This window comes from Streptomyces sp. NPDC047072, from assembly GCF_040643855.1.
Classification (GTDB): Bacteria; Actinomycetota; Actinomycetes; order Streptomycetales; family Streptomycetaceae; genus Streptomyces.
Genome location: NZ_JBEYVC010000069.1, coordinates 1 through 20337 on the forward strand (window position 1 = coordinate 1; position 20337 = coordinate 20337).

Consider the following 20337-nt stretch of genomic DNA (forward strand, 5'->3'; position numbering starts at 1 on the left):
ACGAGGCCGACGGCGTGCGTTGGGTCCTCCCGGAAGAACTCGACGGCCTCGACATCCACGCCAGCATGCGGGAGCAGATCGGCCACTACCTCTCCGGCGAATACCCCTACCTGGGCTGAGCCGGGCCTATACCGTCAGCCCGGCGGCCTCGGCTCGCGCCTGCACCCGCGCCACACTCTCGTGGATGCCGGGTGCGGCCCGACGGATGAACCGCCCGACCACACTGTCCGTGCCGTAGCGACCGAGGATCTCGTCGATCCGCGCGTACGCCGTCGTCGGTGATCCGTCGGGAGTGGTGGTCATGTCGCAGTACACCAGGGCATCCACCAGGACTTCGTCGTCCAGCTGCGGAAACTCCGCCTCCAGAATCTCCCGCAACCAGCGCTCCTCGGCTTCGAGCAGAGCGAAGGAGTGGTTGGCCACCAGCCGCATGACCCGCTCGTCCACCCCCGGCACCGTCCGCAGGTGACGAGCCCCGTCCAGAGGGTGGAAGCCTGTCAGCGCCACGGTCGGCGCGTATCCGACGTCGTGCAGCACCGCGGCCGCGACCAGCGTCTCGGCGTCATCTCCCAGGACCGGAGCCAGCGACTCGGCGCGGGCCGCCACCCCGCGACTGTGAGCCCATCGACGAGGCAGAGGCTCAGCGAGCAGGGACTCCGCCAATTGGTACGCCCAACCGACCACAGCCATGACAGCGAGCGTACCTGCTGATCACACAGCGGAGCAGGGATCAAATGTGTCGAGTCCGTAGTCGGTCTCACATCGGGAGGTCGCGCCTGACGGGAGACCATGAGACCAAGGGTTGTCCCGTAACAGCCGATCACTGAACAAATCCTATGAATCCCCACATAGATCTAATTGCTCAATCTTAACCGGTTTATGCGGGTTCGGCGTAACGTGAAAGGTCTCGTAATAGCTGTACGAATTAAACGCACTCGCATCCGCAACCTGCTCAAGACTGTCCCGCCTACGCACCCAATCGACCCCACCGGCATCAACGAACAAAAGATAGTCAGTGGCCATTAGCGCTCCGGATGGAACATCCAACCGAATTCTTTGACCTCCCTCGTCCCACACTTTAGAACCTGAAAGGTTGACACTCTGCAACGCGACTTGAGAACAAGGAGGCAAGGTTCCCAGGAGCACCCGGAGGGACGCTCTCAAGGGTGGTCCGAAGCCGTCATTATTTTCTTCACCAGGGAATACTAATTCAACGTGAACTTCAACGCTTGACACCGGGTCGAGAGATCGGTTCATAATTGTTATTTTGCGACTCCACGGACTGCCAGGGCCTTCCCCCAAATACGAGCTAACCTTCACTGCTTGATCACGCTCTTCCCTTCGCGCATCTTCACGGGACTGGGAGAGCTGATCCTCTGAAACCAAGGCCCCATAATAGGTAGCAATTCCGGTGAAGACGATTCCGCCAACAGCTGCCACTCCTGCAAGAACCGTCCCGAGCTGCACCCACCAATTAAGACTGCGCCATCCCCCGCGTCCAGTATCTTCGGCATCCTCCCTCTCCCGCGCGCGGACAGTTTGCGGCCGTGGCCGTCTCCGTGCCACCCTCAGCCTTGCCTGTCTCCCTGTATCGCCCCTCAACGCTCTCCCTCCCTCTCGAAAAACGGGCGTGACGGCCCATACGCCTTTTCTGTACTGCTCGCCAGTGGGGCGCCAATGCAGGCATCACAACGAAGGGCGGCGTCATTCCGCCGCAGCTCGCGCCCGACTGCCGCCCCATTATCGACTGATAACTCGGCTCATTTTGTTAGTCGTTGTTAGAAACCATGGATCTCGGCTGGTATGGAGTGATTGCCGTTCACCGTTGCCTCGCCGACCCTCAGCGACACCGAGAATTTTCCATCAAGGCGCTTTGATCGATTAGTACTTCCCTTATCGACCGGGAGAGTCACTGAGACGTGGGTGGGGGTGGGGCCGCCTCCACCCCACCCCCACGGATCGGAGGAGTCACTGACCACATGGAACCTCTTTGGGAATTCGATATGGATGAGCGTCGATTGCTTTGCCGACAGGGGGACGTTAGCTGGAAACTGGAATTCGAGGACGCCCTCCGCGCACCTCATGTCCAGCCGTCCTGTTGTTTCATAAGCGTATCCGTCTGAGTCCTCCACTGCCCCCTCGACTTCTTGGCGCCCAGCATCGTCAATCCGCGTGACCTTGATGACATCCATGATTCGATAGAAGGGTCCTTGGTCGTGGCACCCATGGACGGCCCGGTTCGCGAAGGTGACCCGTAAGCCAATCTGCTGAAGGGCATACGGGGTTGAAGAGTCGTTCAGGACAGCCACAGAGGCTCGGAACGTGGTCTCCTTCTGGGCTACCGAGATTCCTTGGATTTGCACGTCGTACGCGGCGTCACTGAACCCGAGAACGTCATGGCGCAGCGGCCTCCCGATGGTGGGGGCGAGCGGTATGGCGATCATGGTAGTGATCGTGACTAAGCCAACTGCCGCTGCGGCGATGCGCCAGCGGCGTCGCACACGCAGGGAACCGGCATCATCGCGAAGAGTCCAGGGAAAGATCGCTAGGCCAAGGGCGGAGCAGGCGATTGCGATCATCAATGCGATTGCCGATGCTGGGCGTTGTTGTGAAGCCGCGACCACTACTGATGTCAGTGTGCCGACTGTTGACAAAGCGATTACTGTCCAGTCGACACCGTTTCGCGGCACGCTCATTTGTACGCCCCCGTATTACGTGTTCCAGAGGGTGAATTGTGGCGTGCTCGAAGAGTGCCGTCTATCCCCTGTCGTGTCGATACGCCATTTCCGTGGGTGCGATCTTGCGCCAGTCTGGGGTACCAACTGCCGTGCATGCCGAACGCCTGGCTCGGGAGCGATGACTGCCGAGCCGGGACCCGAATTCGATGACTCACGCTCCTCCGAGGACGGTGAGCTCGTCTTCGAGGTTCTCAAGCTCACGGAGCAGGCGGCGGATCGCGACTTGGCGCTCACCCCAATGGCGTTTCAGGTCCTTCTCCGCCTCCGCTGACAGGTCGTACTCCGCGGTCGTGGCTCCGTAGAGACTGGACAGCATGTACAGCAGCGCGATCCGAGCGCAGGCGCGCACTTCCCGGATCGGGAGGCTGGGGTGCTCCGAGCGGTAGGCCCTGACCATCGCCAGGGCGCACGCAGCCCACTCGGGGCTGGTCGCGACGGTGCGCGGGTCGAACGCCGCCCTCCCCAGCTCCCAGGCCGGCGACGCGCCGGCGCAGCGGAAGTCGATGACGCCGGTGACGGCGTCGGCGAGGACGATCAGGCTGGTACGGGTCAGGTCCGCGTGCAGTGCCTGCTCCTCCAGTGTCTCGGGGAGGCGGGCTCGCAACCGGGGGACGTGGGTGCGCAGATCCTCACGCCGCTGGTCAAGGTCAACGCGCAGTTCGTCCAGACGGTCGTGGCCCTGGCGCCTGGCCCTGGCCATCACGGTGTCGCATCTGGCCACGGCGTCCTCGACGGACTCGGTCCGCCAACGGGTGTGCTGTACGCGCCTGGGCATCGGATACGCGGCGAGGGCACGGTGCATGCGCCCCATGACGACGCCGATGTGCTCGGCGAGCGGGATCGTCATCGCCGACGTGGTTACCCGACCTGGAGCCTCGTCGACGACGGCCCATGCGCTGCCTCCCGCGATGGTGACCAGGTTGTCGTCGGCATCGGGCCACACCCGCGGCACGGGGATCCGCGCGGCCCGGCAGTACTCCGACATGTCCCACGCGTTGCGCGCCGGGTCCAGGTCGGCCATCGAGCGGTACTGCTTGACGAACAGCCTCAGCCCGTCGTCCGTCAGGACTCGCCGGTTGATGGTGTCCGTGCCCATGTGCACCGGTTCGACGACAGCGGCGACCAGCCCGTACCTCTCTTCCAGCACTTCGGCGGCCAGCGTCTCGCCCCAGCCTGTTGCGTCCATTCAGATCACCGACCGCCGTGCGCAGGGGGACACTGGTCCGCGCCAACCGTTCCGGAGGAGGCGTTCACACACGCCACCCGCTCCACACGCTCTTGCCGGTCTCCAGGCGCAGGTTCTCCAGCATGGTGCGCGCCTCGTCGACCAGTCCGCTGTCGCGCTGCCTGATCCCCCAGTCCAGGCAGTCCAGCGCGTCCAGAGCCCCGTACGTCCGGCACGCGATCTGTTCCTCTTCGGTGAGTGGGCGGCCGTACCCGTGGTGGAAGGCGGCGTTCAGATCGGGGCGGTTGCACAGGACCCGGTAGCGCAGGCGACTCAGGTCGCGGTAGGCAGCGGACCGGAGTTCTGCGCGTTCGAAGTCGATGACCCGCAGTCGCTGCTCGGTCTCGTCCCACATCCAGTTCTTGGGCATGAAGTCGCCGTGCTGCGACACCAGGGGCAGGCGCGGAGGAGCCTCCCCGGCGAGCACGCGCACCATCGCGCGATCGTGTTCCGGCGCGTTCCCCGCCGTACGGTCCAGCAGTCGGGCGACCGCCTCCTCCCACGCCTCCTCGGCCGCTTCCAGCGTCGGCTCGTCGACCGCCGCGGTGTGGAACCGGGCTAGCAGTTCGCCGGCCTGTTCGTAGGCCGCCCTCTCCTGCTCCGCCGGCAGACGCAGCGTGTCGAGACCGCGGCCTGGCACGGCGGTGACCAGGACGGTAAGGGTCTGCGTGTCCGCCGCCACCAACTCCGGTGCGCGGCCCGCACCCAGGGCCACGGTCCACTTCTGGTACGCGTCCACCTCGCGCCGGTGGAGTTTCGGACCCGCATGGATCTTCCCGAACCACCGTTCACCGCCAGGTCCGTTGACCTCCCAGAGAGAGGGCCGGACCTCACCGGGCCGGGGGTGCTCGGCGACCACGGAGTACGTGTCGGTCGCCGCCTCCACCAGGCGGTGGAGTGCGATGGGCATGTCGGTCACGGTGAGGCCTTCCGCTCGCCAGGCCGCCCGGCTACGCCACGTTGAGTGACATGCCGGACGCCCTCAGTGTCCTGTTGTGGGTGGGTAGCTTGGCAAGGGCCACTGACAGTGCGGCCTGACCTGCTCATCTGCGGGTGAGTACGTCAGGGACCCGGAGATCCTTCCGGTCGAGGAGCGGGTCAGGCGCGCGCCAACCACCGCTGCCGCTCGGCATCAGTGACCAGGCCGTGATGGTGGTCGATCTCCAACTGGGCGAGGTGGGCGTAGTGGGCGACCACCTCGGCGCCGAGAGCGTCCTCCGCGAGGGCGCTGTTCCGGAAGGCGTAGAGCGCGTCCTGGAGCGTGGACGGCACCGCCACACCATCCGCTTCGTGGGCGTTACCCGTTGTGGCGACGCCGAGGACGAGATGGCGCTCGATGCCGTGGTCGACGGCCGCCAGGGCCGCCGCCAGGGCCAGGTACGGGTTGGCGTCCGCTCCCGGTACACGGATCTCCAGGTGCAGGCTGTCGCCGCGCCCGACGACACGGACCGCGCAGGTGCGGTTGTCGTAGCCCCACGTCATCGTGGTGGGCGCGCACGAACCGGACACGAACCGCTTGTAGGAGTTGATGTTCGGCGCGTACAACGGGGCCAACTCCGGCAGGGCGTCGACGAGTCCGGCGACGGCCTGGCGCGCGATCCGCGAAAGGCCGCCGTCGCCGGGCTCGTTGAGCTGGCTGACGCCGCCCCTCCACAGCGACACGTGCAGGTGGAGGCCGCTCTGTACGCCGGTTTCCGGAGCCGCCATGAACGTGGGCGCCAGCCCCGCGCTCGCGCCCAGGACCCGGACCGCGTGCTTGAAGAGCAGGTGGCCGTCGCAGGCGGCGAGCGCCCCGCCGTACGGGAAGGTGACCTCCACCTGTCCCGGGGCGCCCTCGGTCTTGATCGCCTCCAGGGGGAGGCCGGCCCCGGCGAGCGCGCGCTGTAGGCGGCGGAAGAACCGGTGGGCCCCCGGCGGGTGGTCGAGCGCGTAGTCGAGGTTCTCCGTCGTCAGCGGCCTCAGGCCTCGGGATCCGGATTCGGCGGCCTCCGCGTACGTGCCCTGGTAGAGCAGGAACTCGGTCTCCAGGCCCACCTTGACGTGCAGGCCGTGCCGGGCCAGACGCGTCAGCTGCCCGTGGAGGACCTGGCGGGGTGCGACCTCGATCGGTCTGCCGTCGTGGTGCACCGCGTCGCCCAGCACAACGGCGGTCCCCTCCATCCAGGGCAGTGTCCGCAGCGTCGACAGCGCCGGGCTGACGGCCAGGTCCTGGTAGCCGGTCTCCCACGAGGCCAGCGCGAAGCCGGGCACCGGGTTCATGTCCACGTCCGTGGCGAGCAGGTACGCGCAGAACTCGGCTCCGCCATGGGCGACGTCCCTGACGAAGTGCCGAGCGTCGTACCACTTCCCCTTCAGCCTCCCCTGGAGGTCGGGGGTGGCCAGCAGGACCGTCCGTATCCGGCCCGCCTTGACCAGGTTCCGCAGGTCGGTGAGGGACAGCTGCCCCTCCGAGCGTCCGCGCGGCGAGGAAGTGCGCCTGGTGGCGAGGCGTGCGACTGATCCGTTGTCGGAAGATGTCTCAACCATCAGACGACCTCGTCCTCGTAGGTGCTCGCCGAACGGTCGAAGTTCTCGGCGGGTACCCCGTACGACCGCTTCCCCTTGAACCGCCACGAGATCCAGGCCAGGACCAGGACGGAGACCAGCGCGACCGGTGCGTAGTTGAAGGAGTTGACGTTCACCAGCGCGTCACCCTCGGGACGGGTCTGCGGCAGGCAGAAGAGCACGGTCACGAAGCCGACCCAGACGACGGCAGCGGTGCCGACCGCCACGCCCCACCGGCCGAGGTTCCACGGGCCAGGCCGGAACAGGTGCCGGTTCTTGATCCGGAGGTAGATCGGTATCGCGTAGGCGGGCGTGATGCCGATGACGTTGATGCTCGTGATCGCCGTGTACGCGGTCGTGCTGTACAGGCTCGGCAGCGCGAGCACGAAGGGCACGGCGACCGAGAGCCATACGGCGGCGACAGGGGTCTGGGTGCGCCGGCTCAGGCGGCGCCAGGTGGTGGAGAAGGGGAGGGCGCCGTCCCGGGAGAACGCGAACACCATGCGGCTGGCGGAGGCGAGGCCCGCGTTCGCGCAGAAGAGCTGCGCCACGATGATCACCAGCAGGAGCGCCTTGGCGGCCGTCGGCCCGAGGGCGTCGAGGAAGATCTGGGCGGGCGGGACGCCGGTGGCGCTGCCCATGGTCCCGGCGTAGTCCTGGATCGCGAACAGCATCCCGGCGAGCAGTACGAAGCCGACGACCCACGACCAGAAGATCGAGCGGACGATGCCCCGGGCGGCGCTGACCTGCGCGTGCTCGGTCTCCTCGGAGAGGTGGGCGGAGGCGTCGTAGCCACTGAAGGTGTACTGGGCGAGCAGGAGTCCCAGCAGCCCGACGTAGAGGGGGTTGCTCCAGCCCGTGTGGTTGGTGAACTCGCCGAACACGAAGCTCGCCGGCTGGTGGTGGGAGGGGACGAGTGCCAGCGCCCCGACGATGACCGCGACGCCGCCGAGGTGCCACCAGACGCTGATCGAGTTCAGGATGCTGACGAGGCGTACGCCGAAGAGGTTGAGCGTGGCGAGGAGCAGCAGGATGACCCCGAAGATCATCAGCGTCCGTTCGGGGGTGGGGGTGAAGCCCCACTGGAGGTTGAGCCAGGCGCCTGCGAACAGGGCGGTGCCGTAGCAGCCGCCGGCCATTCCTCCCATCAGACCGAGGAGGTTGAGCCAGCCGGTGCCGTAGCCCCAGCGGGGACCGCCGAGCTTGCTGGCCATGAAGTACAGGGCGCCGGACACCGGGTAGGCGGAGGTGACCTCGGCGAGCGCCGCTCCGACGACCAGCACCATCAGGCCCACTAGGGCCCAGCCCCACAGCATGACGGCCGGACCACCCGTGACGAGCCCGAATCCGAAGAGGGTCATGCAGCCGGACAGGACGCTGATGATGGAGAAGCTGAGCGCGAAGTTCCCAAACGGCCCCATTCGTCGGGTCAGCACGGGCTCATAGCCGAGTTCCCTCAGGAACGCGTCATCGGACTTCTGCCTCTGGGCGCGGTGGTGTTGAGCTGATCGGGACACGGACAACCTCCGAAGAAGTGCAGGAGTTGAAAAATCGGTCAGGTTCATGCCAATAGGGCTGAATGGGCACCGGCAGGCGATCACGGGTGCGGCCCTGCGCGGGACCTGCGCCTCCGGGCGTAGGAGAGGGACTCAGCGCGGGCCCGAAGCAGCAGGGCCTCACCGGGGTCCGCCGCTGCCGCGCCGTCGTGCACCGAGGCCCAGGGCTCACGCGCCGCGTAGGGACCCATGACCTCGAACACCTCTGCCGCTTCGACGTACTGCTGGCCGGCCCACAACGCGTAAGCGAGATGGTTCAGATCGGCCACCGAGCAGAGTTCGGGAGGCGTCTTCCGAAACCAGTCGTGGAGAGCGTTCAGGGTGTACTCGATCGCGGGCTCCTCAGCCCACTGTCGCCGCCACAGCGGATCCACCCGAGCTCTACGCTGCTCGATCTGCGCGTACGCGGGCAGAAGCAGCAGCGGCGATCCGACGGGCCGCTGCCCTGCCACCGAACGGCCGAAGTCGACGACGGCCGCCAGGGACGAACCTCGCGGGCCGTCGAGGGAGAGCAGGAACTGCAGGACACGGTGGTAGGCCTCACGGTTGTACGGATCACGCTGGTCGACCTCATACAGGAGCCTCCAAGGACCGCTCGGCAGCATGGGCTCGGCGGACCTCATCCGGTGTTCCTGCCGCGACTGCCGTGTGTCGACCTGGGCGAGGGCAACCAGGCACACCCACGGCACGGGATCGTACGGAGCACGATGGGCCGCCAGCAGTGCCGCACGCCTTGCCCGTGTCTCGAACTCCAGGGTCCGCGGGTGCCGTTGGCGGTGGGCGCGCAACGTCCGCTCGACCGCGACACGAGCGGCCATCAGCTGCGCGTCGTAGCTGCCGGGCTCCTCTGCGAGCCAGACGTCGACCACGTCCGAGCGGGCCGCCGCCACGGCCAGCAGCTGAGTGCGGGATGTTCGCAGCGTCCAGTGCGTGCCCGTCTTCCCCAGCAGCTCTCGCGCCGGCTTCCAACGCCCCGCGCTCAGTTCGACCAGGGCCACACGGAGGTCGTCGTCGTGACCCGCCGGGTGGTAGACGAGACGCATCAGAATGCCTCGGCGCGGACCGAGCGCTGCCCGTGGTCGGGATCGGGACCGTTCGTCCGGTGCGCGCGAACCGAATGGGGGGACGTGCTCTTCGAGTTGGACGTGAATGTCATCGAGGTGCCTCAGGCAGGTTGGGGGGAGGGGCCGCGAAGTGGTGGGGCGGACCGGCGGCCGAGCGGGAACGGGAACTCGGAAGCCGAGTCGGTCTCGCTAGAAGCGAATCTGGCCGATCATGTCGGCGACGCCGGTCATGAACCGGTTGATGCTCGGGGCCATGGACGTGCTCGCCAGGAAGAACCCGAAGAGCACGCACACGACCGCGGGGCCGGGTTTCACGGTCTTGCTGCGGATCAGAAGGACGACGACGATCCCGAGCAGCAGCACGAGGGAGATGCTGAGAGCCATCAGGAGGTCGCTTCCTCCACGGGCCCTCGCCGCTCCCGGCGAGCCTGACCCAGCGCGCGGCGAAGGGCATCGGCCGACGTCAGCGTTCGGGGGCCTCGGGGGAAGACGTGCCAGTGCATCCCCGGAGGCGACGTGCTCTCGGCGGACGGCACGACGACGTGGCACTTCTGTCCCAGCGCGACAGTCCCCGGTTCCTCCCAACGGGCCGCCGTGCCCACGGGGACCAGGAAGTACAGCCGGGGCTCCGGCCCTCCGTGGTCCAGGATCACCGGGCCGAGCGGTTCGTCACCCTCGCCGAGGATCTCGATCGCACGTCGGCCCACAGCCTCCACGGCGCGTACGGCATCCCACCACTCCCCCGCCGAGCACAGCTCGGGCTCCTCGCCGATGGGCATCCAGCGCGGCGGGTTCGCGCGGGCCGCGGGATTGTCGTCGGACATGGAAAAGGCCTCCTCACCACTGTGTGTGAAGAGACCATTCCATTCGGCAAGGTGTCCTGCGCGGACAGTCTGTCCGTGGGGTCCGTTCGCCAAAGTCCTTGACAGAGGCTCAAGTTGTGCTAATGCCCGTCCAACTCCCAAACGCGGACAGCTCGTTGGAGGGGTGAGCGTCCATCCTGAGCAGTGCGGCGGTGGTCTCGCGAACGGACGGGTGGAACCGTGTGTGGTTGGGTGCGACCTTCCGCGCGCGCTTGAGGTCCGCGAAGGCACCGTCCCGGTCGTTCTCCGCGAGCTTCGCGGAGGCCACGTCGATGAAGTGGTGGCTCGACCGCTCGCCGACGGTGGTGCTGGGCGGCGCCCACTCGCCGCCGGGAACCGGAGACCATTCGCCGAGGCGGGCGAGAGCCTGTTCGGTGTCACCGGTGTCGATCATCGCGTGCACCTCGTGGATGCGGATGTTCGTCGGGCCGAACGACATCTCGTACGCCAGGGAGTCGCGGTTGCCGGCCACGGCCGCGACCTGCTCCGCCTCCCGCAGGTAGTCGTCAGCTCGATCGGAGTTGTTCTCCCGGGCTTCGAGAACGGCCAGCTTCAGCAGCAGCGCGCCGTCGACGGCGAGGGCGTCCTCCGTAAAGGAGCGCTCGGGCTGGAGCCGCTCAAGCTCGGTGCGCAGGCCGAGGAGCTTGCGGCGGGCCGGCGAGTACGCGCCCTGGCGCAGCATCGCTCCGGCGACGAGGTAGCCCGCCGTGAACTGCAGCAGCGGATCGCCGGAGCGGTCCGCCGCCCAACGGACGCGTTCCAACGCCGTGTTGGACAGATCGTGGTGCCCCATCTTGTGGGCGAGGGAGTTGACGGCGCGATACGCGCGCGCGAGGTGCCAGAACGCCTTGGCACGGTCGCCGTTGTCGCCGCCGAGGGCGACGTGCGTCAGTTCGGTGATGATCGGCGGCAGCAGAGGGCCCATCGGGGCGTACCGGGCGTCGCGACGCAGGGCCGCCACCTGGTCGACCTCCGAGGCGAGCACGGGAAGGGACCGCGGAGCGACATCCAGGTCGTCGGGGCTGTCGTAGCAGAGCAGGAGGCGTCGGAGTTCGGGTATGACGGCGTGGACGCCGTCCTCCGCCTCCGGCTCGCCGTAGTACGGCTGGCCGGTCAGGACCTCGGGGCCGAAGCGCAGCGCCTTGGCGAGAGCTAGCACCAGCGAGGGTGAAGCCTTGCGCGCGCCCGACTCCAACTTCTGCACGTAGCTCGGGGAGACCGCGACCTTCTGTGCCAGTTGGGCGGCAGACAGTTTCCGTGTCCTACGAGCGATACGGAGACGGTCTCCCAGCGTCAGGTTTTCACTCATCGGTGGACCTGTCCCTTCGCGATGAAGCACTTCGATCAGAGTACGGATAATGTCCAAGCCTGCGCCCTTGGTCGCCAACTGTTAACAGAGCCGATGGCCGCGCGCCCACGACGCGGATCTACGGAACGGACCCGGGGTACCTCACGGTTCACTCCTGGACATTCGACTGCACAACCAAATCCCGGCATACCAATAGAAAGCGGGCGCAAAGTGAGTGGGGCCGAGCCCCTCCAGTCAAGAGGCGGGCGTCGAACTACCTACGGACAGATTGTCCGCGCGAATCCTGCACGTACCGCAAATCCGCCTTCGCCACCCGACAGCGCACAGTAGCCAGGCATTTACGTGGGCATGCCGAGCCGGTCCGGGCCCCCGTACGCTCGCAGCCGCGGGGTAGCGCTGCCCTGGTGGATGGCAAGGAGTCGGGAGTGGCTGAAGCCGAACGGTCCCTCGTGCTGTGGGACATCGACCGCACGCTGTTGTACGTCGGCGAGATCGATCGGCAGGTCTATCGCGAGACCTTCGCGGAGATCGTCGGGTACCAGGTCGAACGCCTGTCGGCCCGAGGCACGGGGGTCACAATGCCGTTGGCGATCCGCGCGATGCTCCTGGACAACGGTGTTCCCGAAGACCGGGTCTCGGAGCTGCTGCCCCTCATGGTCGAGCTTCTGCCCGAGCGGCTGGCCGCGCACACAGAGGACCTCCTGCGGCACGGAAGACTGATGCCGGGGGCTGTGGCGGCGCTGAGGACGGTTCAGGGCCGGGCTGATCTCATACCGACCGTCGTCACTGGCAACCTCAAAGCGAACGCCGTGTTGAAGCTCTCGACCTTCGGCCTCGATTCGTTCCTGGACATCGAGAGCGGCGGCTACGCGTCGGATGACCATCACCGCCCCGCACTCGTCGGCATCGCGCAGCAGCGAGCACAGGCCAAGTACGGCGTCCTCTTCGACCGCTCCAACTCCGTGATCATCGGCGACTCGCTGGAAGACGTACGTACCGGCAGGGAGGGAGGCGGCGTTCCCGTCATCGGCATCGCCTCCGGTACGACGTCGGCAGCGGAACTCGAACGCGTCGGCGCGGACGTGGTTCTCCGGTCTCTGGAAGACGTGGAGGCGCTGGAGACCGCGATCGCAGAGGTCCTCTCCTCCCGAGCTACTTCAGCGTTGCCGGTTCAGGGCGACGACAGCTTTGGTTCGATTCACGAGGAAATCACTCCGGAGTGCCGAAAGTGAGCACTGGCACGTCGTACATTTCAGGGTTTCGGGGCCGGGTCATGGTCGGTGAGATCACTTCGACGATGAAGAGTTCGCTGAGGAACTGGACCTTGGCACTCAGGAGGTGACTGGTACGGCCGTCGGCCGACTGCGCCTTCAGCCCGGCGGAGACGTGGATGTGCGGCAGGATGCCTCCCGTCTCCGGATCGTGGGCGATCGTTCCAGCACCGAAGGCTTCTACGTTGGTGACATACGTCTTGGCCCAGACCGGGGCGTCCGGGTCTTCGAGCTTTTCGCAGGCGCCTACGATCTCGGCTTCGGCGAACGCACCGATGAACGAGGGAATGTATCCCTGTCGCACTCCTTGATCGCGGCAGAACGCGGAGAGCGCGTCGAAGAAGTCCTCACCGTGGTCGAAGGTGACGCCGAACGTCCGGCCGGTGTTCAGTACGTGGGCGCGCAATGTGGGTCCTCTCGGCAGGGCTGACGCGTGGGGTCACTGTCCGAACGCGACGAACCTCTCAGCGATCGCCTCGGGGGTTGCTTCCTGGGCGAGCAGCGCTTGGAGCAACAGGCGTGCCTGGTACGGACCGAGGTCGCCGGCCGGAATGAGCCCTCGGCTGATCAAGTCCTTCTCAGATCCAGGGAAACCGTACGTTCCGGTCAGGACCGGGCCGTTGCCGACGCGCGAGGCGAGGACCACAGGAATACTTACAGCAAGTCGTTCGAGGTTCTCGACGAGTCGCTGAGGGACGTGTCCCACGCCGAAGGCGGCGACGACCAACCCGTCGCACTGGCCGGACCAGGCTTCGACCAGCGCGCCGTCGTCGCCGAGGCTGACCGCGTAGAGGCCCACACGTGCATCACGGACGGCCGGTGCCAGGGGCCCGAGTCGCCTGGTCAGCGGTGAAGCCAGCCGTACACGGTCCTCCGCGATCCGGCCGATGGGGCCGGCGCCGGGCGACGCGAAGGCGGCCGGGCTGGTCGTGTGGGACTTGCGGACATGCCGTGCCGCGTGGATCTCGTCGTTCAGGACGACCAGCACCCCGGCTCCGCGCAGTTGCGGATCGGCTGCCGCGATGACGGCCGCGTACAGGTTGGCCGGTCCGTCAGGGCCGGCCATGGTGGGGTTGCGCATGGCGCCGGTAACGACGACCGGCTGGTTGTGACCGTGGCGGAGGTCGAGGAAGAACGCGGTCTCCTCGATGGTGTCGGTGCCCTGGGTGATCACGATCCCGTCGACGTCGCCGCCGTCGAGGGCCTTGTCGATCTCCGTGCCGAGCTCCGTGAGGTCGTCGAAGGTGAGCGACGCACCCGGCACCCGGCGGAAGTCGTGTACGCGCAGGTCAATCCCGTGACCATCAAGGCCGGGGACAGCGGCCAGGAGGTCATGGGCGGAGAGAGCCGGCACGACTCCCCCGGTCGCCGGGTCGGTGGTCATGGCGATGGTGCCGCCGAGAGAGTAGACAGCCACCGTTCGCGTCACGCCTGCCATAGCCCCAACTCCCGATCCGAACAACCTGGTTGGATCTCTCCCTCGGAGATCTTTCCGTGCAGGCTATCGGGTCGCCCCCGCGGGGGCGCCAGCCTCGGACCTCAACTCGGCCGCCGCGTACGCACAGGCCCGGTCCAAGGCGTCGAGGCTGAGGTGACGGCTTCGTGGCCTGGCGAGCCCGGTGGTTCCCGCAGTGGCAAGCTGTCCGCAGCGGTGAGTCAACCAAGCTCGGTCAAGGCCGAGATAGTCCGAAGTCGCCGCCAGGCGTTCCCCGGGAGTCGCTCCCACGGTGACGGTATGTGCTCGCGCGTGGCCGGCGATGTCCGCGAAGGTTCGCAGCGAACGCGCTCCGGCAGTCAGGGCGGTCTGGGGCGCGGATTCAGCGCGTACCCAGGTCGCTATAGCGGCCCGGTGGCCGGGCACGAGCGCGAAGCCCTCTGTCTGCTGGAGGTCCGCCTCATCGGTCACCCAGGTCGTGATGCCGTACGACTCCATCAGCGCGATAGCGAGGAACAACAGCACGCGCTCGTACACGGGCGAGGCGGCGACCTCTGGGCGGGGAACGCAGAAGGCCCGTCCGACGCCGCCGTGTGCCCGCTCAGGAGCCATCAACTCGAGGTAGCGATGTTTGTGCTGGAAGAACAGCCAGGTCGCGGCCTCCTCTCCTCGCTGTTCGCGGGTCCAGAAGACCGGATCATCGGCCAGTTCGTCGCGCTGGTCGAGGATGAACCGGGCACAGGCCCACGAGCCGACGAGCATCTGGGAACCGTCGGTGAGGCCACCGACAGTGATCGACTGACGGCCCGCTCCCAACAAGTGCTGTGACGGAACATCCAGTTCTCCATGGAGTGCCGCGTCGTCGCCGAGGACTGCGGAGTCGAACCCTGCCGCAGCCCAGAGGATCCCCAAGGTGAAGTCGTCGAACTCGTAGGCCCCGGGGATGACGAAGGGACTTCCCGCTGCGTCACGGACGCCCCCGCGCGCGTCAATGACGAAGTACCGCCGTATCCCGTCTTCGCTGTGGTGCACGGCGAGCAGGGCTCTGAGCGGCATCCGACTCCATGCCTCGGCCTCCCCGCTCGACGCGAGCCACACAGCGTCGCCCTGTAAGGAAGCGGCTGGCCCAGCCAGCGTGGGAAGCACTGTAGGCGGCAGGTTCCGCCCGGCGGGCAGAAGGAACTGCCCGTGTCCTTCGGCAAGCGTCAGGTAGCTGTCCGCTGTCGGCGACGGCCGGTCCCCGTCGGGCAGTAGGCCCAGGAGCTCACTGGGTACCCCAAGAGCCTCACTCCACTGTGCGAGCTGACGACGGTCACGGATCTTCTTCCGGCCGCGCTCCAGCCGACTCACTTCGGCTTGATCGATGTTGACGAGCCGAGCGACCGCCGCCTGTGAGAGACCGGTGTGTTGTCGGAAGAGCCGCACGACCGTGCCGAGATCCCAGGCGCTGATCGCTGCTTCAACTGCGGGTTCCGCCCAGAACCCACGTTCGACGCGGGGTACTTGACCACCCCTCTGGCAGGGCCCGCACTGCAGTCCTACGTTGAAACGGCTGAGCGCCGCTCGGCACACCGAGCAGTGCCGCTCAACCCCGCGAGCCATCCCGGTCTCACCTCTAGGTGATCAGGCGCATCTCCAGCTGCTCAACGTCCCACGAGACTACTTTGCCGCGGCCGTCGATCACCCAAACACGACAGCCGAAGATCGGCCGCACCAAGCCGGGTTCGTCGGAGAGGAGTCCTTCTCCTCGTTCGTCCTGACGTCCTCGAAAGCAATCCCCTTCGCACCAGGCGTGCCGTCAACACCACTGTCGAGCCAAGCAGTTGGCTCCCATAGCACAACATGCCGACCCGTCAACGTCCCTCGTCCGGGAAACCTGCGGACAGCCTGTCCGCTCACGATGCGTGCGAACTGGGAGGGTCTCCACCACGAGTAGTCCGCATGCGCGAACGAATGGCGGACGGCGAGGGCAGCACGCTCATAAACACTCATAAGCAGGAGCGCTGTTCACCGTCATCGTGGAGTGCGAGCCAGCCGCGCGTGCTCCGCATCTCACGGTGGCTCCCGACGGAGGTGAAGCCGTGCACAGGCAAGGGACCACGTCTGGCAGGGACCAGACGATGACCTTGACGTTCAACACCAGGCGGTCCACGAGGACGACGCGGTTCCGAGGCCTCGGGCCCGGGTGCCGTCAAGGACGATGGCCTGGCCATAAATCGCACTCGTCGTCGGCGTCGTTGAAGCCCAGAGGGTGCCGGCGCTACTCGGTGAAGCTTGGTCAGGCGATGACGCTGTCGTCGTCGAGGTAACTGACTCGGCTTTCGTCGAACCTCCTGAGGAACGACGGCGAACCTCCGGGACTAGCTGAACCTGCTCCTGATCGCTCACCGGGCACTGAGGTTGCACGTCGACCCAGCCCACACCGCTGAGCTCGTCGCACTTCTCGCCACACCTGCTGTGTGGCACAGCCATGCCATCTTTCGTTCATATTGCGAGGAATGAGGCATTATGAGTACCTCCTTATGGAGGCACGGCCCGGACTCGAACCGGACCCCCTTCCGTCGCGCAGTCGTCACCGGCGGCTGTGGGTTCGTCGGTTCGCACCTGTGCGACCTGCTGCTCGACAGCGGTGTCGCGGTGGTCTGCGTGGACAACTTCCTTACGGGGACGGCGGACAACGTCCTGCACCGCCAGCTGGACGACCGGTTCGAGTTGATCGTCCACGACGTCACCGCCCCGATCTCGGTCCCCGGGGAGGTCGATCTCGTACTCCATCTCGCCTCGCCGGCCTCCCCGCGGGACTACCTGCGTCTGCCGGTCCAGACACTTCACGCCGGTTCCCTGGGGACCTTCAGCGCCCTGGAGTTGGCCAGAGAGAAGGAGGCCCGCTTCGTGCTCGCCTCCACCTCCGAGGTGTACGGCGACCCGCTGGAGCACCCGCAGCGGGAGTCCTACTGGGGCAACGTCAACCCGGTGGGGCCACGCAGCGTGTACGACGAGGCGAAGAGGTTCGCGGAGGCGGCGACCACCGCCTACCGCACCGAGCACGGTGTCGACGCCGCGATCGTGCGGATCTTCAACACGTTCGGGCCACGGATGCGCGCGGAGGACGGGCGAGCGGTGCCGACCTTCATCCGCCAAGCGCTGGCGGGCGAGCCGCTGACCGTCACCGGCGACGGCTCGCAGACGCGATCCCTGTGCTACGTCGGCGACACGGTCCGGGGCATCCTCGCCGTCGCCGCGGGCAGCCACCCCGGCCCCGTCAACCTGGGCAATCCCACCGAGACCACGGTCCTGGAGCTCGCACACCTGGTGCGTGAACTGAGCGGGGCCACCGCGCCCGTCGAGTTCATCGACCGTCCGGTCGACGACCCGGAGCGCCGCAGGCCCGACATCGCCCTCGCCTGGGAGCAGTTCGGGTGGAAGCCGGAGACCGATCCCCGCAAGGGCCTGAGCACCACCGTCGACTGGTTCGCCACGCAGCTCAACGACACCGCAGCGAGGGAACGATGACGCAGCACGCACCGCGCCAGGCGAAGACCGCCGAGGCGCCGTCGCAGAACTACCGGCTCGACGACGGAGTACTCCAGGCCCTCCGCACGGACGGCTACGCAGCGTTGCCCCAGAGGATCACGGGGGACGCGCTTGAGGCCCTCCGGACAGAGGCCGACAGCATGATCCTGCGCTTCACCCAGGGCGGGTTCCGCTCGGACGACTACTGGCACTTCACGCCCGCCGGTACGGACACACCGGTTCTCTACCGCGTCCACAACCTGGAGAACCAGGGCTCCCCGGCCGCGGCACGCCTCTACTCCGACGACGGCCCGCTGCACCCGATGGCCGCCGCCATCCTGGGCGGGCCTGTACGCGCCACCGCCTGCGCCATGATCGTCAAACTGCCGGGAGTGGCCGCCCCGGTGCCCTGGCACCGCGACCGGACCAATGTTCCTCCGCACTCCGTGTTCAACCTGAGCGTCTTCCTCGACGACTCGGACGTGGGCAACGGATGCCTTGAGTTCGTTCCGGGCTCCCACCTGGCGCCCGATGCGGAAGAGGCCGAGGCGCTCCAGGCGCAGGGCCCGGTCCGCGCCCTCCCACTCTCGGCAGGTGACATCGCCGTACACGACGTACGCATCGCCCACGCCTCGCGCCGCAACACCTCCCCGAGGATCCGCCGCAGCATCGTCATCGAGTTCGCCCCCGCCGGGCTGGAGCTGCCGTGACCACCCCCGAGTTCACCGGCGAGACTCCCCGGGTGCGGGTGGCCACCATCACGGTGGGCACCAACGAGGTCCGCTGGCTGGAGCGCTGCTTCGCCACCCTCCTGGACAGCGACGTCCCCGGAATCGACCTGACGGTCTGGTACGTCGACAACGACTCCCACGACGGCAGCACGGCCTTCGTCAAGGACCGTTTTCCCGAGATCCGGGTCATCCAGAACGAGAGCAACGTCGGCTTCGCCCGCGCCAACAACATCGGTATGCGCGCGGCCCTCACCGACGGCGCCGACTACGTCTTCCTCGTCAACCCGGACACCCAGACCCCGAAGTCGTTGGTGCGCGAGCTGACCGAGTTCATGGAGACCAAGACCGACTACGGCGTGGTCGGCCCCATGCAGTACGAGTACGAGGAGTCGGGCAGCACCGCGCTGGGCGCGTACAACGACTGGTCGAAGTCCGCCCTGCGCTGGGGCGAGCAGCACGCCTTCGCCGGCGACTGGCCGAACCACCCTTCGCCGGCCAGCCCGCCCGAAGGCCGAGCCCCGAACACCCTGGAGCACGCGTACGTCCAGGGAGCCGCCTTCTTCGTAAGCTCCACGCTGCTGCGCACCGTCGGGCTCTTCGACGAGGTCTTCCACACGTACTACGAGGAGACCGACCTCTGCCGCCGCGCCCGCTGGGCCGGATGGCGCGTCGCGCTCCTGCTCGACGTCGGCATACAGCACTTCGGTGGTGGAGGAACCACGGGCAGCAGCTACCGGCGTGTCCAGATGCGCCGCAACCGCTACTACTACCTCCTCACCGACATCGACTGGCGCCCGCTGCCCATGCTGCGCTTGGCGACCCGGTGGTTGCGGGGCGACCTGCGCGGACACGGCGTGGGCGGAGTGACCACCTGGTGGCGCGGGACCTGGGAAACCGTGGAAGCCGTGTGCTGGCTTGCGCGTCGCGCACCTCTGATCCATGGCCGACGCCGTGCGCACCGCCAGCTCGCCCTGCGGACGGACAGTCGTACGCGACTGCGGGCAGGGAGCGCACGATGACAACAAGACCCCGGATTCTGTTCGCCGGCGTCTTCCACTGGAACGCGGGCTCCAGCCACATGATCGCCGAATACGCCCGTGCTGCCTCGGCATCCGGATGCGAGGTCGGCGTCTCAAGCCAACTGTCGCGTCTGGACGGCACGGTGAACGGCCACCTGCCACTCGTGGACGACATCGCCTGGGCCACCCACCTCGTCCTCGTCTTCGAGGGCAGGCAGTTCCTCTCGGCCCAGCAGCGTGAACTCTGCGAGGCCGTACCGCGGCAGCGGCGGATCATCGTCGATCCCGACGGCCACTGGGGTCCGTACGTCACTGCCGGCGCGGACGACAGCGCGGGCGCGGACACCGTCGAGTCCTGGCACAAGCTGTACGCCGACCTCAGCGATCTGGTCCTGCAACCGCGCACGAGCGAACGCCTTCCCGACGGAGCCGAGTTCTTCAGCTACTTCGGAATGCCGGACATCCACCGGCTCGCCAGCGACGTCCCGCACCCGCAGGCACTCCCGTACGAGCTGCAGTACGTCGGCGCGAACTGGTGGCGCTGGAACGAGATGACCAGCCTCGTCCGGGCCGCAGCCGCAGCCCAGCCGCCGATCCGACGCATCCGCGTGTGCGGACGCTGGTGGACCGGCGACCCGCATCCCGACCACCTCACCGCCACCGCCAACGTGTCCGGCTGGATGCAGGATCACCGTGTCGAGGTGGCGCCATCCGTTCCGTTCGGACACGTGGTCGCCGCCATGTCCCAGGCGGCGATCACGCCGGTGCTGGCCCGTCCGCTGCTCGCGCGGATGGAACTCCTGACCCCTCGCATGTTCGAGACCCTGGCCTCGGGCAGCATCCCCGCGCTCTGGCCGGACCTGGGCTACCTGTCCGCCCTCTACGGCGACGACGTGGAGCTGTTCCTGCTCGACGACGATCCCGCCGACAGCCTCGCCCGGATGGTTCGCGAGCCGGTCCTGTACCGCGAGCGGCTGGCGGCCATCCAGCGCCGAGTACACGAGCGCTTCAACTACCGCGCAGTCCTGGCCGAACTCATCCGGTTCACCCGATGACCCCTGAGAGGTGT

Annotated in this window: 18 protein-coding genes and 1 pseudogene; 6 read left to right on the forward strand and 13 right to left on the reverse strand. The window is 67.2% G+C overall.

What is annotated here, in order from left to right; all coding sequences use genetic code 11:
• A pseudogene (locus ABZ896_RS26750) lies at nucleotides 1-119 on the forward strand (NUDIX hydrolase); the annotation flags it as partial.
• Nucleotides 120-126: 7 nt separating this feature from the next.
• Here ABZ896_RS26750 and ABZ896_RS26755 read toward each other — a convergent pair.
• The 10 genes from ABZ896_RS26755 to ABZ896_RS26800 form a co-directional block, all read right to left on the reverse strand.
• Entirely contained in the window at nucleotides 127-690 is a 564-nt protein-coding gene (locus tag ABZ896_RS26755; protein WP_360934137.1) for an HD domain-containing protein, read from the reverse strand.
• A gap of 1088 nt (nucleotides 691-1778) precedes the next feature.
• Nucleotides 1779-2444 carry a hypothetical protein gene (locus ABZ896_RS26760; protein WP_360934140.1) on the reverse strand — a complete coding sequence of 222 codons (666 nt, stop codon included), beginning with the start codon at nucleotides 2442-2444 and terminating at the stop codon, nucleotides 1779-1781.
• A gap of 445 nt (nucleotides 2445-2889) precedes the next feature.
• Complete coding sequence (locus ABZ896_RS26765) at nucleotides 2890-3924, reverse strand: phosphotransferase (RefSeq protein WP_360934143.1); 1035 nt, start codon at nucleotides 3922-3924, stop codon at nucleotides 2890-2892.
• A 64-nt stretch (nucleotides 3925-3988) separates the two neighbouring features.
• The gene (locus tag ABZ896_RS26770) at nucleotides 3989-4873 is read right to left on the reverse strand and encodes an aminoglycoside phosphotransferase family protein (protein WP_360934146.1); all 885 of its coding nucleotides are present in this window, start codon (nucleotides 4871-4873) and stop codon (nucleotides 3989-3991) included.
• A gap of 188 nt (nucleotides 4874-5061) precedes the next feature.
• Complete coding sequence (locus ABZ896_RS26775) at nucleotides 5062-6489, reverse strand: glutamine synthetase family protein (RefSeq protein ID WP_360934149.1); 1428 nt, start codon at nucleotides 6487-6489, stop codon at nucleotides 5062-5064.
• Nucleotides 6489-7928: an amino acid permease gene (locus tag ABZ896_RS26780; RefSeq protein ID WP_360934257.1), complete on the reverse strand. Its 1440-nt coding sequence runs from the start codon at nucleotides 7926-7928 to the stop codon at nucleotides 6489-6491. The genes ABZ896_RS26775 and ABZ896_RS26780 overlap by 1 nt, the downstream gene beginning before the upstream one ends.
• Before the next feature lie 176 nt (nucleotides 7929-8104).
• Nucleotides 8105-9106 (reverse strand): hypothetical protein, encoded by a 1002-nt coding sequence (locus ABZ896_RS26785; RefSeq protein WP_360934151.1) that lies wholly within the window; start codon nucleotides 9104-9106, stop codon nucleotides 8105-8107.
• A gap of 210 nt (nucleotides 9107-9316) precedes the next feature.
• Nucleotides 9317-9511: a hypothetical protein gene (locus tag ABZ896_RS26790; RefSeq protein WP_360934154.1), complete on the reverse strand. Its 195-nt coding sequence runs from the start codon at nucleotides 9509-9511 to the stop codon at nucleotides 9317-9319.
• A complete protein-coding gene (locus ABZ896_RS26795; protein ID WP_360934156.1) occupies nucleotides 9511-9951 on the reverse strand; it encodes a hypothetical protein in 441 nt (146 codons plus the stop codon). The genes ABZ896_RS26790 and ABZ896_RS26795 overlap by 1 nt, the downstream gene beginning before the upstream one ends.
• 109 nt (nucleotides 9952-10060) lie before the next feature.
• Nucleotides 10061-11299 carry a helix-turn-helix transcriptional regulator gene (locus ABZ896_RS26800; protein ID WP_360934159.1) on the reverse strand — a complete coding sequence of 413 codons (1239 nt, stop codon included), beginning with the start codon at nucleotides 11297-11299 and terminating at the stop codon, nucleotides 10061-10063.
• A gap of 425 nt (nucleotides 11300-11724) precedes the next feature.
• Between ABZ896_RS26800 and ABZ896_RS26805 the strand changes: the two genes are divergently transcribed.
• Entirely contained in the window at nucleotides 11725-12531 is an 807-nt protein-coding gene (locus tag ABZ896_RS26805; RefSeq protein WP_360934162.1) for a haloacid dehalogenase-like hydrolase, read from the forward strand.
• Here the strand turns inward: ABZ896_RS26805 and ABZ896_RS26810 are convergent.
• The 3 genes from ABZ896_RS26810 to ABZ896_RS26820 all read right to left on the reverse strand — a co-directional run bounded on the left by ABZ896_RS26810 (nucleotide 12509) and on the right by ABZ896_RS26820 (nucleotide 15607).
• Nucleotides 12509-12976, reverse strand: a complete 468-nt coding sequence (locus ABZ896_RS26810; RefSeq protein ID WP_360934165.1) for a PPC domain-containing DNA-binding protein — start codon at nucleotides 12974-12976, stop codon at nucleotides 12509-12511. The genes ABZ896_RS26805 and ABZ896_RS26810 overlap by 23 nt on opposite strands.
• Nucleotides 12977-13009: 33 nt before the next feature.
• Nucleotides 13010-13987: an asparaginase gene (locus tag ABZ896_RS26815; protein ID WP_360934168.1), complete on the reverse strand. Its 978-nt coding sequence runs from the start codon at nucleotides 13985-13987 to the stop codon at nucleotides 13010-13012.
• 84 nt (nucleotides 13988-14071) lie between these two features.
• A complete protein-coding gene (locus ABZ896_RS26820; protein ID WP_360934171.1) occupies nucleotides 14072-15607 on the reverse strand; it encodes a helix-turn-helix transcriptional regulator in 1536 nt (511 codons plus the stop codon).
• A 906-nt stretch (nucleotides 15608-16513) separates the two neighbouring features.
• On the opposite strand from ABZ896_RS26820, the gene ABZ896_RS26825 reads away from it, so the two are divergent.
• Genes ABZ896_RS26825 through ABZ896_RS26840 form a run of 4 tightly spaced genes read left to right on the forward strand, consistent with a single transcriptional unit; the run spans nucleotide 16514 to nucleotide 20323 of the window.
• Nucleotides 16514-17518: an NAD-dependent epimerase/dehydratase family protein gene (locus ABZ896_RS26825; protein WP_360934174.1), complete on the forward strand. Its 1005-nt coding sequence runs from the start codon at nucleotides 16514-16516 to the stop codon at nucleotides 17516-17518.
• A complete protein-coding gene (locus tag ABZ896_RS26830) occupies nucleotides 17515-18228 on the forward strand; it encodes a phytanoyl-CoA dioxygenase family protein (RefSeq protein ID WP_360934177.1) in 714 nt (237 codons plus the stop codon). The genes ABZ896_RS26825 and ABZ896_RS26830 overlap by 4 nt, the downstream gene beginning before the upstream one ends.
• Nucleotides 18225-19268, forward strand: coding sequence for a glycosyltransferase family 2 protein (locus ABZ896_RS26835; protein WP_360934180.1), 1044 nt, complete (start codon nucleotides 18225-18227; stop codon nucleotides 19266-19268). The genes ABZ896_RS26830 and ABZ896_RS26835 overlap by 4 nt, the downstream gene beginning before the upstream one ends.
• Nucleotides 19265-20323 (forward strand): glycosyltransferase, encoded by a 1059-nt coding sequence (locus ABZ896_RS26840; protein ID WP_360934183.1) that lies wholly within the window; start codon nucleotides 19265-19267, stop codon nucleotides 20321-20323. The genes ABZ896_RS26835 and ABZ896_RS26840 overlap by 4 nt, the downstream gene beginning before the upstream one ends.
• Nucleotides 20324-20337 lie beyond the last annotated feature (14 nt).

Coding starts and splice junctions, on each gene's coding strand:
- ABZ896_RS26765 (WP_360934143.1), bottom strand. CDS start 3,924: ATGGACGCAACAGGCTGGGGCGAGACGCTGGCCGCCGAAGTGCTGGAA.
- ABZ896_RS26790 (WP_360934154.1), bottom strand. CDS start 9,511: ATGGCTCTCAGCATCTCCCTCGTGCTGCTGCTCGGGATCGTCGTCGTC.
- ABZ896_RS26770 (WP_360934146.1), bottom strand. CDS start 4,873: ATGCCCATCGCACTCCACCGCCTGGTGGAGGCGGCGACCGACACGTAC.
- ABZ896_RS26825 (WP_360934174.1), top strand. CDS start 16,514: ATGAGTACCTCCTTATGGAGGCACGGCCCGGACTCGAACCGGACCCCC.
- ABZ896_RS26755 (WP_360934137.1), bottom strand. CDS start 690: ATGGCTGTGGTCGGTTGGGCGTACCAATTGGCGGAGTCCCTGCTCGCT.
- ABZ896_RS26830 (WP_360934177.1), top strand. CDS start 17,515: ATGACGCAGCACGCACCGCGCCAGGCGAAGACCGCCGAGGCGCCGTCG.
- ABZ896_RS26800 (WP_360934159.1), bottom strand. CDS start 11,299: ATGAGTGAAAACCTGACGCTGGGAGACCGTCTCCGTATCGCTCGTAGG.
- ABZ896_RS26760 (WP_360934140.1), bottom strand. CDS start 2,444: ATGATCGCCATACCGCTCGCCCCCACCATCGGGAGGCCGCTGCGCCAT.
- ABZ896_RS26775 (WP_360934149.1), bottom strand. CDS start 6,489: ATGGTTGAGACATCTTCCGACAACGGATCAGTCGCACGCCTCGCCACC.
- ABZ896_RS26785 (WP_360934151.1), bottom strand. CDS start 9,106: ATGCGTCTCGTCTACCACCCGGCGGGTCACGACGACGACCTCCGTGTG.
- ABZ896_RS26780 (WP_360934257.1), bottom strand. CDS start 7,928: ATGGGGCCGTTTGGGAACTTCGCGCTCAGCTTCTCCATCATCAGCGTC.
- ABZ896_RS26795 (WP_360934156.1), bottom strand. CDS start 9,951: ATGTCCGACGACAATCCCGCGGCCCGCGCGAACCCGCCGCGCTGGATG.
- ABZ896_RS26840 (WP_360934183.1), top strand. CDS start 19,265: ATGACAACAAGACCCCGGATTCTGTTCGCCGGCGTCTTCCACTGGAAC.
- ABZ896_RS26820 (WP_360934171.1), bottom strand. CDS start 15,607: ATGGCTCGCGGGGTTGAGCGGCACTGCTCGGTGTGCCGAGCGGCGCTC.